The organism is Streptomyces sp. NPDC040622 (assembly GCF_055593965.1).
This window is the reverse complement of sequence record NZ_JBVIXD010000010.1, coordinates 456,214-470,386: the sequence shown is the minus strand read 5'-3', so window position 1 is coordinate 470,386 and position 14,173 is coordinate 456,214. Positions and strand designations below refer to the sequence as shown.

At 72.0% G+C, this 14,173-nt stretch carries 13 protein-coding genes; 7 read left to right on the top strand and 6 right to left on the bottom strand.

Annotation, left to right across the window (positions count from 1 at the left end):
• Positions 1-153: 153 nt before the first annotated feature.
• From ACZ592_RS30020 to ACZ592_RS30005, 4 genes are all read right to left on the bottom strand, one after another.
• Positions 154-555, bottom strand: coding sequence for a Fur family transcriptional regulator (locus ACZ592_RS30020; RefSeq protein ID WP_471584785.1), 402 nt, complete (start codon positions 553-555; stop codon positions 154-156).
• 71 nt (positions 556-626) lie between these two features.
• Complete coding sequence (locus ACZ592_RS30015) at positions 627-1,517, bottom strand: metal ABC transporter permease (RefSeq protein WP_471584784.1); 891 nt, start codon at positions 1,515-1,517, stop codon at positions 627-629.
• An 18-nt stretch (positions 1,518-1,535) separates the two neighbouring features.
• A complete protein-coding gene (locus tag ACZ592_RS30010) occupies positions 1,536-2,318 on the bottom strand; it encodes a metal ABC transporter ATP-binding protein (protein WP_471584783.1) in 783 nt (260 codons plus the stop codon).
• Between the two features lie 32 nt (positions 2,319-2,350).
• Positions 2,351-3,334, bottom strand: a complete 984-nt coding sequence (locus ACZ592_RS30005) for a metal ABC transporter substrate-binding protein (RefSeq protein ID WP_471584782.1) — start codon at positions 3,332-3,334, stop codon at positions 2,351-2,353.
• A 211-nt stretch (positions 3,335-3,545) separates the two neighbouring features.
• Between ACZ592_RS30005 and ACZ592_RS30000 the strand changes: the two genes are divergently transcribed.
• Positions 3,546-4,928 (top strand): glycine--tRNA ligase, encoded by a 1,383-nt coding sequence (locus ACZ592_RS30000; RefSeq protein ID WP_471584781.1) that lies wholly within the window; start codon positions 3,546-3,548, stop codon positions 4,926-4,928.
• 76 nt (positions 4,929-5,004) lie between these two features.
• Here ACZ592_RS30000 and ACZ592_RS29995 read toward each other — a convergent pair whose 3' ends face one another.
• Positions 5,005-5,511, bottom strand: coding sequence for a nuclear transport factor 2 family protein (locus ACZ592_RS29995; RefSeq protein ID WP_471584780.1), 507 nt, complete (start codon positions 5,509-5,511; stop codon positions 5,005-5,007).
• Positions 5,512-5,702: 191 nt separating this feature from the next.
• On the opposite strand from ACZ592_RS29995, the gene ACZ592_RS29990 reads away from it, so the two are divergent.
• From ACZ592_RS29990 to ACZ592_RS29970, 5 genes are all read left to right on the top strand, one after another.
• Positions 5,703-6,914, top strand: coding sequence for an aspartate aminotransferase family protein (locus ACZ592_RS29990; RefSeq protein ID WP_471584779.1), 1,212 nt, complete (start codon positions 5,703-5,705; stop codon positions 6,912-6,914).
• 82 nt (positions 6,915-6,996) lie between these two features.
• Positions 6,997-10,125: a non-ribosomal peptide synthetase gene (locus ACZ592_RS29985; RefSeq protein ID WP_471584778.1), complete on the top strand. Its 3,129-nt coding sequence runs from the start codon at positions 6,997-6,999 to the stop codon at positions 10,123-10,125.
• Positions 10,122-10,868, top strand: coding sequence for a thioesterase II family protein (locus ACZ592_RS29980; RefSeq protein WP_471584777.1), 747 nt, complete (start codon positions 10,122-10,124; stop codon positions 10,866-10,868). The genes ACZ592_RS29985 and ACZ592_RS29980 overlap by 4 nt, the downstream gene beginning before the upstream one ends.
• A 140-nt stretch (positions 10,869-11,008) precedes the next feature.
• Complete coding sequence (locus ACZ592_RS29975; RefSeq protein ID WP_471584776.1) at positions 11,009-12,331, top strand: hypothetical protein; 1,323 nt, start codon at positions 11,009-11,011, stop codon at positions 12,329-12,331.
• A gap of 213 nt (positions 12,332-12,544) precedes the next feature.
• A complete protein-coding gene (locus ACZ592_RS29970) occupies positions 12,545-12,751 on the top strand; it encodes a hypothetical protein (protein WP_471584775.1) in 207 nt (68 codons plus the stop codon).
• Here ACZ592_RS29970 and ACZ592_RS29965 read toward each other — a convergent pair.
• On the bottom strand, positions 12,690-13,604 hold the full coding sequence (locus tag ACZ592_RS29965; protein WP_471584774.1) for a helix-turn-helix transcriptional regulator: 915 nt from the start codon (positions 13,602-13,604) through the stop codon (positions 12,690-12,692). The genes ACZ592_RS29970 and ACZ592_RS29965 overlap by 62 nt on opposite strands.
• A gap of 78 nt (positions 13,605-13,682) precedes the next feature.
• Between ACZ592_RS29965 and ACZ592_RS29960 the strand changes: the two genes are divergently transcribed.
• Positions 13,683-14,150: a VOC family protein gene (locus ACZ592_RS29960; protein WP_471584773.1), complete on the top strand. Its 468-nt coding sequence runs from the start codon at positions 13,683-13,685 to the stop codon at positions 14,148-14,150.
• Positions 14,151-14,173: the final 23 nt, after the last annotated feature.

Here is a 14,173-nt window from a genome sequence, read left to right as displayed (position 1 = left end):
TGGGGGGGAAAAACACGAGAAGAGAAGCGCGAAAAAACAGAGGGAGTGGGGGGGAGCAGGCGGGGGGGAACCCCCCCCTTCCTTCCCGGGTTTTCCCCCCCCCTCCGCCGTGCGCAGGGAGTTCCCGCGCGTGGGAAAGACTGTCGCCCGCGGCTACTTGCCGGCGCAGTCCACACACGTGCCGAAGATCTCCACCGTGTGCGCCACGTTCACGAAGCCGTGCTCCGCGGCGATCGCCTCGGCCCACTTCTCCACGGCGGGGCCCTCGACCTCGACCGCCTTGCCGCAGACGCGGCAGACCAGGTGGTGGTGGTGATCACCGGTCGAGCAGCGGCGGTAGACCGTCTCGCCCTCGTTGGTGCGCAGGGCGTCGACCTCGCCGGCGTCGGCGAGGGACTGGAGGGTGCGGTAGACCGTGGTCAGACCCACCGAGTCGCCCTTGTGCTTGAGCATGTCGTGCAGCTCCTGGGCACTGCGGAACTCGTCCACGTCGTCGAGTGCCGCGGCGACCGCCGCGCGCTGGCGGGTCGACCTCCCTCGAACCGGGGCTCCCACGGTTACCTCCTCGCGTCTGCGCTCTGCTCTGGACCTGCCGGGCCATTGTGCCAGGTCGGCCCGTGCGCGGGTCAGGTCTTGGCCACCGGCTGGGCCGGGACCGAGCACTCCGCGGGATCGCCGGCCGCCCCGGCGGCGGCCGCGGCCCGTGCTCTGCGCCTGGCCAGCGGCGTCGCGAGGACCGTGAGGGCGATGAAGACGCCGATGGTGAGCAGCACGATCGTCGCGCCGGGCGGGACGTCCTGGTAGTAGGACGTGACGGTGCCGCCGAGCGTCACGGCGACGCCGATCGCCACCGAGACGGCGAAGGTCACGGCGAAGCTCCGGGTGAGCTGCTGGGCGGCGGCGACCGGCACCACCATCAGCGCGGAGACCAGGAGCAGGCCGACGACGCGCATGGCGACGGTGACCGTGACCGCCGCGGTGACGGCGGTGAGCAGGTTCAGGGCGCGCACCGGAAGGCCCGTCACGCGCGCGAACTCCTCGTCCTGGCTGACCGCGAAGAGCTGGCGGCGCAGCCCGACGGTGACCAGGACCACGAACGCGGCGAGCAGGCAGATCGCGGTGACGTCCTCCTCGGAGACCGTCGAGAGCGAGCCGAAGAGGTACGACTGGAGGTTCGCGTTCGAGCCGCCGGGGGCGAGGTTGATGAACATGACGCCGCCCGCCATGCCGCCGTAGAACAGCATCGCCAGGGCGATGTCGCCGCGGGTCTTGCCGTACCAGCGGATCAGTTCCATGACGACGGCGCCGACGATCGCGACGGCCGTGGCCATCCACACGGCGGACGTGGAGAGCAGGAAGCCGAGGCCCACGCCGGTCATCGCGACGTGCCCGATGCCGTCGCCCATGAGGGCCTGGCGGCGCTGGACGAGGTAGATGCCGACGGCGGGCGCGGTGATGCCGACCAGCACGGCGGCGAGCAGGGCCCGCTGCATGAAGGCGTAGTTGAGGAGTTCCATGGTGCGTCTCGCCCTCGGTCAGGTCAGCAGGCCGGTGCGGACCGGCTCCGCGTCGGCGGTGTGCGGGTGGACGTGGTCGTGGCCGGGCAGCGCGTGCTGGCCGACCGCGTGCGGAGGCGGACCGTCGTGCAGGACGCAGCCGTCGCGCAGGACCACGGCGCGGTCGATCAGCGGCTCCAGGGGCCCGAGTTCGTGCAGGACGAGCAGGACGGAGGCGCCGCCCGCGACCTGTTGGCGCAGGGTGGCCGCGAGGACCTCCTGGCTCGCCAGGTCGACGCCGGCCATCGGCTCGTCCATGATCAGCAGTTCCGGCTCGGAGGCCAGCGCGCGGGCGATGAGGACGCGCTGGTGCTGGCCGCCGGAGAGGGCGTTCACGGAGTCCTTGGCGCGGTCGGTGAGGCCCACCAGGTCGATGGCGCGGGCGACGGCCTCGCGGTCGGCCCTGCGCAGCACGCCGAAGCGGGCCCGGGAGAGCCGCCCGGAGGCGACGACCTCGCTGATCGTGGCGGGCACGCCGCCCGCGGCGGTGGTGCGCTGCGGGACGTACCCGACGCGGGCCCAGTCGCGGAAGCGGCGGCGCGGGGTGCCGAAGATCTCGACCTCGCCGCCGGTGACGGGGACCTGCCCGATGACCGTGCGGACGGCCGTGGACTTGCCCGAGCCGTTGGCGCCGAGCAGGGCGACGACCTCACCGCGGCGCACGGTGAGGTCGATGCCGCGCAGCACGGGGCGCGAGCCGAGCTCCGCCGTCACCTTGCGCAGGGATATGACGGCTTCGCCGGGATCGGCTGAGTTGCTCATGGCGCGTGCCTCCGTAGCCGCGGGGGAGGGGGTCACTTGCTGCCCAGGGCCTTCTGCAGGGCCTTGAGGTTGGCCTCCATGACCTGGACGTAGTCGTCGCCCTTGGAGTGGTCGGTGATGCCCTCGACCGGGTCGAGCACGTCGGTCTTCAGGCCCGCGTCCTTGGCGAGGGTCTTCGCCGTCTTGTCGCTGACGAGCGTCTCGTAGAAGACGGTGGTGACGCCGTCGGCCTTCGCCATCCGCTGGAGGTCCTTGACGCGCTTGGCGCTGGGCTCGGCCTCGGGGTCGAGGCCGCTGATGGCCTCCTCGGTGAGGCCGTAGCGCTCGGCGAGGTAGCCGAAGGCGGCGTGGGTGGTGATGAAGGTCTTCGACGTGGTGTTCTTCAGGCCGTTCTCGAAGGACGTGTCCAGGCCGCCGAGCTTCTTCACGAGCTTCGCGGTGTTCTTCTCGTACGTCGCCGCGTTGTCGGGGTCGGCCTTTTCCAGGGCCTTGCCGACGCCCTCGGCGACCTCGGCGTACTTCACCGGGTCGAGCCAGATGTGCGGATCGGCGCCCTCGTGGGAGTGGCCGTGGTCGTCGTGGCCCTCTTCCTCGTGTTCCTCGTGTTCCTCGTGCTCCTTCGCGTGCCCGCCGACCTCGTTGCCGTGCTTCTCCGTGCTCGTCAGGGAGGCGGCGTCGACCTTCGTCTTGATGCCGGACTGGTCGATCGCGTCGTCGACGGCGGGCTGCAGGCCCTTGAGGTACAGGGCGACGTCGGACTCCTCGAGCTGTCCGCGCTGCTGGGCGGACACGTCGAGGTCGTGCGGCTCCTGGCCGGGCTCGGTGAGGTTGGTGACGGAGACGTGGCCGCCGCCGATCTGCTCCGCGAGGTACTGCATGGGGTAGAACGACGCCACCACGTCGAGCTTGCCGTCCTTGTCGCTCGCGGCCGAGGAGGAGCAGGCGGTCAGCGCCGTGAGGCCGAGGACCGTGGCGGAGGCGAGGGCGGCGGTGGGTATGAGGCGTCGTACGTTCATGACACTCATTTTCAACAAATGTGGAAACGATTGTCAACAAGGCCTCCTCGGGGTCCGCGCGGGCCGTCCTCCGAGGCCGTCGCAGGGGCCCCCTCGTGAGCGCTCACGAGGAACCGATTTGATTAGGGGGGTAAGGCCGCCGGTAACCTGAAGCATTCGCTCCCGAAGCGCCTTACCCTGCTTCGCCCGCCGTCGTCATGAAGAGAGCACCGTGGCCGCCGACAAGATCGACACCATCGTCAGCCTGAGCAAGCGCCGTGGCTTTGTTTTCCCCTGCAGTGAGATCTACGGCGGCCAGCGCGCCGCCTGGGACTACGGTCCGCTCGGCGTCGAGCTGAAGGAGAACCTGAAGCGCCAGTGGTGGCGCTACATGGTCACCTCGCGCGAGGACGTCGTCGGCATCGACTCCTCGGTGATCCTCGCGAGCGAGGTCTGGCAGGCCTCCGGCCACGTCGCGACCTTCTCCGACCCGCTCACCGAGTGCCTCTCCTGTCACAAGCGCCACCGCGCCGACCACCTGGAAGAGGCGTACGAGGCCAAGCACAACCGCCCGCCGGCCAACGGCCTCGCGGACATCAACTGCCCCAACTGCGGTACCAAGGGCCAGTTCACGGAGCCCAAGCAGTTCTCCGGCATGCTCTCCACGCACCTCGGCCCCACGCAGGACAGCGGCGCCGTCGCCTACCTGCGCCCCGAGACCGCGCAGGGCATCTTCACCAACTTCGCCCAGGTCCAGCAGACCTCGCGCCGCAAGCCGCCGTTCGGCATCGCGCAGATGGGCAAGTCCTTCCGCAACGAGATCACGCCCGGCAACTTCATCTTCCGCACCCGCGAGTTCGAGCAGATGGAGATGGAGTTCTTCGTCAAGCCGGGCGAGGACGAGCAGTGGCAGGAATACTGGATGGAGCAGCGCTGGAACTGGTACACCGGCCTGGGCCTGCGCGAGGAGAACATGCGGTGGTACGAGCACCCGAAGGAGAAGCTCTCCCACTACTCCAAGCGCACCGCTGACATCGAGTACCGCTTCCAGTTCGGCGGCAGCGAGTGGGGCGAGCTGGAAGGCGTCGCCAACCGCACGGACTACGACCTGTCGGCGCACTCCAAGGCGTCCGGCCAGGACCTGTCCTACTTCGACCAGGAGGCCGGCGAGCGCTGGACCCCCTACGTCATCGAGCCCGCGGCCGGCCTCGGCCGCACGATGCTGGCGTTCCTCCTCGACTCCTACATCGAGGACGAGGCCCCGAACGCCAAGGGCAAGCTGGAGAAGCGCACGGTCATGCGCTTCGACCACCGCATCGCGCCGGTGAAGGTCGCGGTGCTCCCGCTCTCCCGCAACCCGGAGCTGTCCCCGAAGGCCAAGGGCCTCGCGACCGCCCTGCGGCAGAACTGGAACATCGAGTTCGACGACGCGGGCGCCATCGGCCGCCGCTACCGCCGCCAGGACGAGATCGGCACGCCGTACTGCGTCACCGTCGACTTCGACACCCTCGACGACAACGCGGTCACCGTGCGCGAGCGCGACTCGATGAAGCAGGAGCGCGTCTCCCTCGACCAGATCGAGGGCTACCTCGCGACGCGTCTCGTGGGCTGCTGACCCGGGGGACACTCCCTGGGCGAAGGCCTGCCGAAGCCCCCGGTTCCGGATGACGGAACCGGGGGCTTCCGCGTGCTCACGCCGTGGCGGAACCGACCGGGCCCGGCACCGGCGTGCGCCGCTCCTCCGCCCGCTGGGCGGCGGTGGCCGAGGTCGCCTCCTCGCGCGCGGAGGGCACGCGGCGGATCAGGTCGGTCACGACGTAGGAGTCGACGTACGCCTGTACCTCGACGATCGTGTCCCCCTCGAAACGGCAGACCCATACGTAGAACGGGTCGTAGGCGCGGTCGTCGTGGGCCGTCGCGACTCCCTCCATGACGGCGACGGTCTGCTCGGCGGTCCCGTACAGGGCCTTGAGGTCGAAGCTGAGGCCACCGGAGCGGGCCCGCACCTGTTCCAGCGTGCCGGCGAGGAAGTCGCGCTTGTTCTCGTAGGGGCCCGCCAAGGGGTGGCGCCCGACCATCGTCCACGCGACGTCGTCGGACACGTACTCGCCGAAGAACTCGTCGACCGTGGACAAGTCCCCGAGCAGTTCGAAGATCTCCCGGCGGTCCTCGCAGGTTCCGTCCTTCTGCCCGTGCATGAGGCTCCTTCGCGGTCGGCGGAACAGGAACCTCCAGCCTGCGGTCCCGCACGGCCGACGGGACGCGGCGCTGGGGTCCCGGCCGTGAACGCGTTGAACGCCCGGCGGACTCGGGGCGGTGTTCAACGCGTTCACGACCGCGGGGCCCCGCGCCGCTGTCGGCCGGCGCGCGGCTGTGGCCGCATGGATCCATGGCACGAGGCACCGCTGCGGAACTGTACGGACGCCATCGGCGCGTGATGGCGAGCTGGGCGCCCCTCTTCTACGCGGAGCCGCTGGAGATCGTCTCCGGCCGGGGGCGCGAACTGGTCGGCTCCGACGGCCGCACGTATCTGGACTTCTACGGGGGCGTGGCCGTCAACCTCCTCGGCTACGGGGACGCCGAGCTGGCGCGGGCGGTGGAGGCCCAGACGGCCACCGGGATCGTCCACTGCTCCACCTTCTACCTCCACCGCAGGCAGGTGGAGCTCGCCGAGGAGATCGCCGCCCGCTCAGGGATCCCCGATGCCGCGGTGTTCTTCACCTGCTCGGGCTCGGAGGCCGTCGAGGCGGCGCTGCTCGCGGCCCGTGAGTACCGCGGGGCCGGGCGGGTCATCGCGCTGCAGCACTCCTACCACGGAAGGACGTTGGGAGCGCTGTCCGCGACCGGGCAGCCGACGTGGCGCGGCCGAGTGCCCGACCCGCTGCCGGTCGACTTCCTCGGCGAGGAGGACGACGTACGGGCGCTCGCGGGCGACGACACCGCCGCGCTGATCGCCGAACCGGTGCAGGGCGTCGCCGGGGCCGTGCCCCTGGACAGGGGCCGGCTGAGCGCCTGTCAGGAACCGCTCGCCGCCGCCGGGATCCCCCTGGTCGTCGACGAGGTGCAGACCGGGTGGGGGCGCACGGGCCGCTGGTGGGGGTACCAGTGGCACGACGTACGCCCCGATCTGATCACCTTCGCCAAGGGGCTCGGCGGCGGATTCACGCTCGGTGGCGTCGTCGGCCGCCGCGCGATCCTGGACGCCCTGCCGATGGCGTCGATCTCGACCTTCGGCGGCGGCCCGCTGAGCGCGGCGGCCGGACTGAGCGTGGTGCGGGCGATCGAGTCCCGCGGCCTCGTGGCGCGCGCGGGTCGCCTCGGGTGGTGGATCACCGGTGAACTGCTGCGCCGGCTTGCCGGGCGCGTACGGGTGCAGGGGCAGGGGCTGCTGCTCGGCGTCACGTTCCACGAAGGCGACGGGGCGCCCGACCCGCCGCGCGCCCGAGCGGTGCAGGAGGAGTGCCGCGAGCGCGGGCTCCTGGTGGGTCTGGGCGGGACGCACGGGAACTGCCTGCGCCTGATGCCGCCCCTGACCCTCACCGACGACGAGGCGCGACGCGGCGTCGACCTGCTCGTCTCGGCCGTCGACGCGCACCCGTGAGGATCCGGCGCGCCGCGCACGACCCGACCGACCCGACCGAGCGCCGAGGAGAAGCATGCCGCAGGACAGGACACACACATCCGTGCGAGAGGAGCGCGGCTTCGCGCTCACCCCCGTACAACAGGCCTACCGGCTGGGCCAGGAGGACGCTCCGCTGGGCGGCGTGGCCTGCCACATGTACTTCGAGTTCGACGGCGGGAAACTCGACGCCGAACGCCTGGCCGCGGCCGTCCTGGAGGTCCAGCGGCGCCACCCGCTGCTCCGCACCGTCTTCACCGACCCGGACCGGGCCCGCATCATGCAGGAACCGCTCTCCGAACTGTGCGAGGAACAAAGGCCGTTGGCGGAGGTCCGGGCGGAGATGGCCGTGTGGCACCCCGTGGTGGACGAGCGCGGGGGACTGGACGTACGCCTCTCCTCGCTGCCGGACGGCGGCTCGCGCCTGCATGTCGGCGTGGCGCTGATCGCCGCCGATCCGCCGAGCATCCGTACCGTGCTCGCCGACCTGGCGGCCATGTACCGGGGGGAGGAAGGGGCCGGTGTCCCCGCCCAGTTCGACTTCGCGGCCCACGCCGCCGGGCCGCGTCCCGTGGACACGGCGGGACCGGCTCCGCGGGACCTGCCCCAGCCGCCCGGACTGCCCTGGTCCACGCCCCCGGAGGAGATCACCGGCGCCCGCTTCACCCGCCACCAAGTCCCCCTGGAACCCGAGGTGATGCGCCGTCTGGCGGCCCGCGCCGAGCGGGCGGACGTGGCGGTGGGGGACCTGCTGTTCGCCGCCTTCGCCCACACGGTGGACCGGTGGAGCGAGAGCGACGACTGTGTCATCTGCGTCCCCCGGTTCACGCGGCCCGACGGCGCCGCGGGCGCCGTCGGCGACTTCAGCGTCCTCTCCGCCGTGTCGGCCCCCCTGTCCCGCGCGCGGACCCTCGGCGACCTGGTGGCCGCCGCCTCGCGCTCGCTGCACGAGAAGGCGCCCACGGTCCAGGACCTGCCGGCGCGGGCACGGGAGCGGGGCCTGACCATGCCGCCGCCCGGCACCGTCTACACCGAGGTCGACCGGCCCTGGGCCCCCGATTCCTGTACCGGCACGTTCGGTCCCCTCACATGGATGATCTCGCAGACGCCCCAGGCGTACCTGGACTGCCTCGTCCACCCGTCCGCCGACAGCGGGCACCTGGAGATGGTGTGGGACGCGGTCGAGGACGTACTGGACGCCTCCGTCCTGACGGCGATGGCCGGCCACTGCGCCGCCACGGTCGCCGCACTGGCGGACGGGGACTGGTCGCGGCCCGCCGCGCTGCCCCTGCCCGACGACCAGCGCCGGGCCAGGGACGAGGTCAACGCCACGGCGGCGGAGGTGCCCGACCGGCTGCTGCACGAGGCGGTGTTCGCCCACGCCCGGCAGGACGGCGCCCCGGCGGCCCTGCTCGGCGACGGGGTGGACTGGGACCGCGCCCGGCTGGCCGACGCGGCGCTGCGCACCGCCTCCCTCCTCGCCCGGCGCGGGCTGACGACGGGCGATCCGGTGGGGGTGTGCCTGACCGACGGGGTCGACCAGGTCCAGGCGGTGCTCGGGGTGCTCGCCGCCGGCGGCTGCTACGTGCCGATCAGCCCCGAACACCCGGCGGAACGGCGCCGGGCCGTCCTCCGGCAGGCCGGGGCGCGGTTCATGCTCTGCGACGAGGAACTGCTGGAGGAGAGCGACGGGGAGGACTTCGCCCAGGACGTCAAGGAGGACTCCCCGGCGCCGGACGTGCCCATGGACACTCCGCTGTTCTCCCTCCCGCTGTCGCTCGCCGATGACGCCGAGCCGCTGGAGTGTCCCGTGGACGTCTCCCCGGACTGTCCGGCGTACATCATCTTCACCTCGGGCTCCACCGGCCGCCCCAAGGGAGTGGAGGTCTCCCACCGCTCGGCGCTGAACAGCGTCCTCGACCTCAACCGCCGCTGGGACGTCGGGCCGCGCGACCGCTGCCTTCCGGTCTCCTCGCTCGACTTCGACCTGTCCGTGTACGAGATCTTCGGCCCGCTCGTCGCCGGGGGCGCCATCGTCATCGCGGGCCCGGACGACCGCAGGGACCCGCAGGCCTGGCTCCGCCTGATGAACGAACACGAGGTCACCGTCTGGGACTCGGTGCCCGTCCTGCTCGACGTACTCCTGACCCAGGCGGAGGAGGAGGGGCCGCCCGCGGCGCTGCGCGTGGTGACGACCGGTGGTGACTGGGTGCCCCTGGACCTGCCCGGCCGCCTGCGGGCCCTGCTGCCGGACGCGCGGTTCGTGGCGTGCGGCGGGGCCACGGAGGGCTCCATCTACTCGAACTGTTTCGAGGTCGAGGCCGACGCCGTCGACGAGGACTGGACGTCGATCCCGTACGGCTTCCCGCTGGCCAACCAGCAGTACCGCGTGGTGGATGCGGCCGGCCGGGACTGCCCGGACCTGGTGCCCGGCGAACTCTGGATCGGCGGTACGGGCGTGGCGACCGGCTACCGCAACGACGAGGAACGCACCCGGGAACGCTTCGTGATCGCCGACGGCCGCCGCTGGTACCGCACGGGGGACCTGGGCCGGTACCTCCCCGGCGCGGTCATGGAGTTCCTGGGCCGCATCGACCACCAGGTCAAGGTCAACGGCTACCGCATCGAACTCGGCGAGATCGAGTCCGTCCTCGGTGGCCACGACGACGTCTCCCGTGCCGTCGCCCTGGTGACCGGCGAGGGCGCGGGGCGCCGCATCCTCGCCTACCTCCAGCCGACGGCCGACCGGATCGACACGGAGGCCGTGCGGGAGCACGCCGCCCGGTGGCTGCCCGAGTACGCGGTGCCGGAGAGCTATCTCCTGCTGCCCGAACTGCCCCTGAACCAGAACGGGAAGATCGACCGTAGGAAACTCGCCTCCTGGGCCGCGCCGGAGAGGTCGAGCGAGGCGGAGGAGCCCCTCCGGAACGAAGCGGAGCGTGAAGTGGCCCGCATCTGGTCGGAACTCCTGGGACGCGATGTCACCGCCCGCAACATCGACTTCTACAGCCTGGGCGGCAACAGCCTGCTCTCGATGCGGGTCACCCAGCGCCTCGCCAGGAAGTCGGGAAGGAAAATCACGCTCCGGCAGGTACAGAAAGCGACGACGGTCGCCGAACTCGCCCGGCTCGTCGAAAACCTGGACGAGAAACCGGTCGAAAACGTGGACGAGGAAAAGGAGTGCACGGTATGAGTGTGCTGCCCGAACCCGCGCAGAAATGGCTGCGCTCCCTCAAGGACGGTACCGGCACCACCGTGGTGTGCTTCCCGCACGCGGGTGGCAGCGCCGGGGTGTTCAGCGCCTGGTCGGACCACTGGCCCGCCGGGGTCGCGGTGCTCGGCGTGCAGTACCCCGGCCGGGCCGACCGCGGCGGCGAGCCGTTCCCCGGCAGCCTGCGCGACATGGCGACACAGATCGCCTTCGCCCTCCAGTGGCTGCCGGGCTCCTACGTCATGGTCGGGCACAGCATGGGCGCCGTCGTCGCCTACGAGACCTGTCTCAAGGTCGCCGATCTGGACCTCCCCGGCCCCTCCCGGCTCTTCGTGTCGGCCAGCCCGCCGCCCGACCGGGCCGCCGAGCGCAGCCGCGACGACGTGAGCGGCGACGCGATCGAGCTGCCGGACGCGCTTGCGGGCGGGGCGGCGGGGGAGGCGGAGTCCCGGGAGCTGTTCGACCGGATCGTGACCGAGGACCTGCGGCTCATCCGGTCCTACGAGGCTTCCACCGGGGCCGTCGCGGTGCCGATCACCTGCCTCCACAACAGCGAGGACCCCGACATGGACGAGGCGTCCGCCGAGGGCTGGCAGAAATTCACGGCCGCCGCGTTCCGTCCCGTCCGGCTGCCCGGTGGTCACTTCGCGTGTTTCGACGATCCGGCGGCGACATGGAATGAACTCATCGGGGAGATGGGAAGTTCGGAAAAGGGGAGGGAATAGGGCGGTCCGCCTTCCCCGGCATGACCGTGAACGGTGGGGGCACTCGGAGTGCAGATACCCCCGTCATCGTTGGCTAAGGAAATTACTCTCGGTGCACATATTCCGGGAGGGCCGGCGAGGCAGGCTCACACGGAGCGAAAATGCCGAAGAAAGACCCCAACATTTCCCTGGCCGCCCTGATCCACGAAGCCGGGCTGTCCAACGGCGACCTCGCCCGGGCCGTCAACGCCCTCGGCACCAGGCAGGGACACCGTTTCCGATACGACCGCACCGCCGTGGCCCACTGGCTCACCGGCTCCCGCCCCCGACGCCCCGTACCGGACTTCGTGGCCCAGATCCTCTCGTCCCGCCTCGGCCGGCTCGTCGCCCCCGCCCACACCGGACTCGTACCGGAGACGGCGGGGGACGAAGCGGCCTCGCACACCGCGGACCGGGCCCTGTTCGATCTGGGGGCGGCCGAGAACGACCCGCGGACGCGCGCCTCCCTCCTCCGGCTGCCCTGGGTGTGCTGGAGCTCCCCGGCCACCGCGCACGAGGCTCCCGTGGGGGTCGGGCCCCGCCTCGGCCGCCCCGGGGACACCGACGTCCTTGCCTTCTACCGGCAGCGGTTCGGCCTGCTCTTCGAACAGCACGGCAGTGGCCCCGCCCGCAACGCGCTGCGCGCCTTCGTCACCATGGACGCCGTCCCCTACCTGACCTCGCGGGCTCCGGAGCGTACCCGCCGCGGCGTGCAGAGCGCCACCGCGCAACTCGTCCACCTGCTGGCCGTGGTCACCTTCGACGCGGGCCACCTCGGACTGGCACAGCGCTACCACCGCACGGCCCTGTCCCTGGCACGCGAGGCGCAGGACGCCACGCTGCGGGCCATCATCCTGCGCACCATGTCCCAGCAGGCGCGGACCCTCGGATTCGTCGCGGACGCCCTGCACTTGGCCCAGGCCGCGAGCGAATCGGCGGACCGGCTCGCCCCCGCCACCCGGGCCTTCCTGCTGGCCGGGCAGGCGGGCGCCCTGGCCGCGGGCGCGGCCGAGCGGGACGCCCTGGACTGCCTGGACCGCGCCCACCGGCTCGTGGAGCGCGGTGACGTCGCCCCGGACCCCTACGTCGCCTACGGCCGCGCCGCGTTCGACCACCAGCGCGGCGAGGTCCACGCGCTGCTCGCCCGCGAGCCCCACGCGGTCGAGGCGTTCACGGCCTCCCTCGACCGGCGGCCGCCCGGCCACCACCGGGCCCGCGCCATCAGCCACTGCCTGCTCGCCGCGGCCCAACTGCGCATCGGCCACGTGGAGGCGGCCTGTGCCGGCTGGCGCCGCGCGCTGGACGAGCAGGACCACGTCGACTCGCCCCGCCTGCGCGGTCTGCTGACGTCCCTGCACCAACAGTCCCAGCCGTACCGCCGCCAGCCTCGCGTCGCGGCACTCCAGCGGCACCACCGCGGCCGGAACACCCTGCGGGCGGCGTGACGCGTACCAAGGGCCGTGCGCCGTGCGCCGTCACCCGCCCGGCCCCACCCGGTGGTGCGCCGTCCGTCCCCGCACAACACTCGAACGGCACCCTGTCATCGCGAGAACGAGGTCGCCGTGCAAGACCCCTTCACCACAGCGGACCTGCTCGATCCCCGCACCCGGACGCCCCGCCCCTTCGGCGCGGAGGGTTTTCCGTGCACACTGAGGCCCATGCTTCCCATGACCACGAGCAAGGTCAGCAGATGGGACCAGCACGGGCGTGAGCACGTCGTGCGGGTCCAGAAGGCGGGCATGCAGCGGCAGTTGAGCTGCGTGACCTGCGGATGGCAGCGGAAGGCGCAGTTCCTTCCGTGGCTCAAGGCCGAGGAACACCTGACGGAGGCGCATCAGGCGACGGTCGACCCGTCGGCTCCGTAGCGGGACGGCGCGGCGTCTGGACGAGGACCGCCGTGTCCTGCGGCTGCGGGGTGAGCAGGAGCGTCATGTCGTACGGGAGGGACGGACGGCCGCCGTCCGGTGTACCGCCGCCGTCCGACGTACCGCCGCCGTCGGGCGTGATCTCGACGGTCCGCGAGGCGAAGTCGCCCACCGAACGGCAGGCCCACCAGGCCGCGAGGTCCGGCCGCGCCGCTTCGAGGCGGTCGGTGAGCCGCCGGATGTCCGCCGCTCCGGGGAAGCGGTCCGCGCGCGTGCGAAAGTGCCGGTGCAGATCCATGGCGACCGGCTCCCAGCCGGGCAGCAGCCGCTGGTGCGGCTCGTCGTCCACGAGCAGGAGCAGCAGATTGCGCCGGTCCTCCGGGAGGCCCGCGGGGTCGGGCCACAGGGCGGTGTACGCGCGGTTCCAGGCGAGGATGTCCAGGGCGGGGCCGAGCAGCAGCGCCGGACTGTCCGGCCAACTGTCCAGCATGGCGCGGAGATCGGGGTCGTAGGGGGTGCCCGGCGCCTCGGCGGAGGTGGCAGCAGGGTCTTGGCCTGCGTCCGGGGCCGGGGCGAAGCCGGCCAGGGCCAGTGCGTGCCGGTGGGCGGCGGGGTCCAGGAGCAGGGCGCGGGCGACGGCGTCGAGGACCTGCCGGGAGGTGTCGACGCGGCCCTGCTCCAGCCACGTGTACCAGGCCACGGAGACCCCGGACAGCACCGCCACCTCCTCGCGGCGCAGCCCCGAGGTCCTTCTGCGGGCGGTGTGCGGCAGTCCGACGTCACCCGGGGCGATCTGCTCGCGGTGGGCGCGCAGGAAGCCGCCGAGTTCGTGTCGCAGCGTCGTGGTCGCCATGAGCCCAGCCTATGACCTGGACTCACCCCCACGGACGGCTGTCTGGCAGGGGCGGCCGAGGCGGCGAAAGCTGAGCCCATGACCGACACGACAAGTTCCGCCGCCGTTCCCGCCCCCGCCCCCGTCCCCGCCCCCGCGATGTGGCGCCTGCGCAACGACTCCTCCGACCAGCACGAACCCCGCACGTTCACCCGGGTGTTCACGGGGCCCGGCACGCTCGACTCCGTGACCGCCTTCTACGAGCGGCTGCTCGGCAGGGAACGCGACATGTGGTTCAGCTACCCGGAGAAGAACCTCGCCCTCGCGGCCGTCGGCGGCTTCCTCCTGGTCGAGGGATCGGAGGACAGCCTCGCCCCGTTCCGCACGACGCACGGCACACTGCTGGTCGACTCGGCGCAGGACTATCTGGACCGCCTCGTCGCCGAGGGCGCGGAGATCGTCTACCCCTTGGTCAAGGTCCCCACGGGCTCGGGGTTCACGGCACGGCATCCGGACGGAACGCTGATCGAGTACGTGGAGCACCGCCCGACGGAGGAGGGACTCTAGGGCTAGGGCTAGGGCTAGGGCTA

What these genes read in the sequence shown, in the direction of transcription:
- ACZ592_RS30015 (WP_471584784.1), bottom strand. Translation starts at nt 1,517, where the DNA reads ATGGAACTCCTCAACTACGCCTTCATGCAGCGGGCCCTGCTCGCCGCC.
- ACZ592_RS29960 (WP_471584773.1), top strand. Translation starts at nt 13,683, where the DNA reads ATGACCGACACGACAAGTTCCGCCGCCGTTCCCGCCCCCGCCCCCGTC.
- ACZ592_RS30010 (WP_471584783.1), bottom strand. Translation starts at nt 2,318, where the DNA reads ATGAGCAACTCAGCCGATCCCGGCGAAGCCGTCATATCCCTGCGCAAG.
- ACZ592_RS29975 (WP_471584776.1), top strand. Translation starts at nt 11,009, where the DNA reads ATGCCGAAGAAAGACCCCAACATTTCCCTGGCCGCCCTGATCCACGAA.
- ACZ592_RS29995 (WP_471584780.1), bottom strand. Translation starts at nt 5,511, where the DNA reads ATGCACGGGCAGAAGGACGGAACCTGCGAGGACCGCCGGGAGATCTTC.
- ACZ592_RS29970 (WP_471584775.1), top strand. Translation starts at nt 12,545, where the DNA reads ATGCTTCCCATGACCACGAGCAAGGTCAGCAGATGGGACCAGCACGGG.
- ACZ592_RS30005 (WP_471584782.1), bottom strand. Translation starts at nt 3,334, where the DNA reads ATGAACGTACGACGCCTCATACCCACCGCCGCCCTCGCCTCCGCCACG.
- ACZ592_RS29980 (WP_471584777.1), top strand. Translation starts at nt 10,122, where the DNA reads ATGAGTGTGCTGCCCGAACCCGCGCAGAAATGGCTGCGCTCCCTCAAG.
- ACZ592_RS29990 (WP_471584779.1), top strand. Translation starts at nt 5,703, where the DNA reads ATGGCACGAGGCACCGCTGCGGAACTGTACGGACGCCATCGGCGCGTG.
- ACZ592_RS29965 (WP_471584774.1), bottom strand. Translation starts at nt 13,604, where the DNA reads ATGGCGACCACGACGCTGCGACACGAACTCGGCGGCTTCCTGCGCGCC.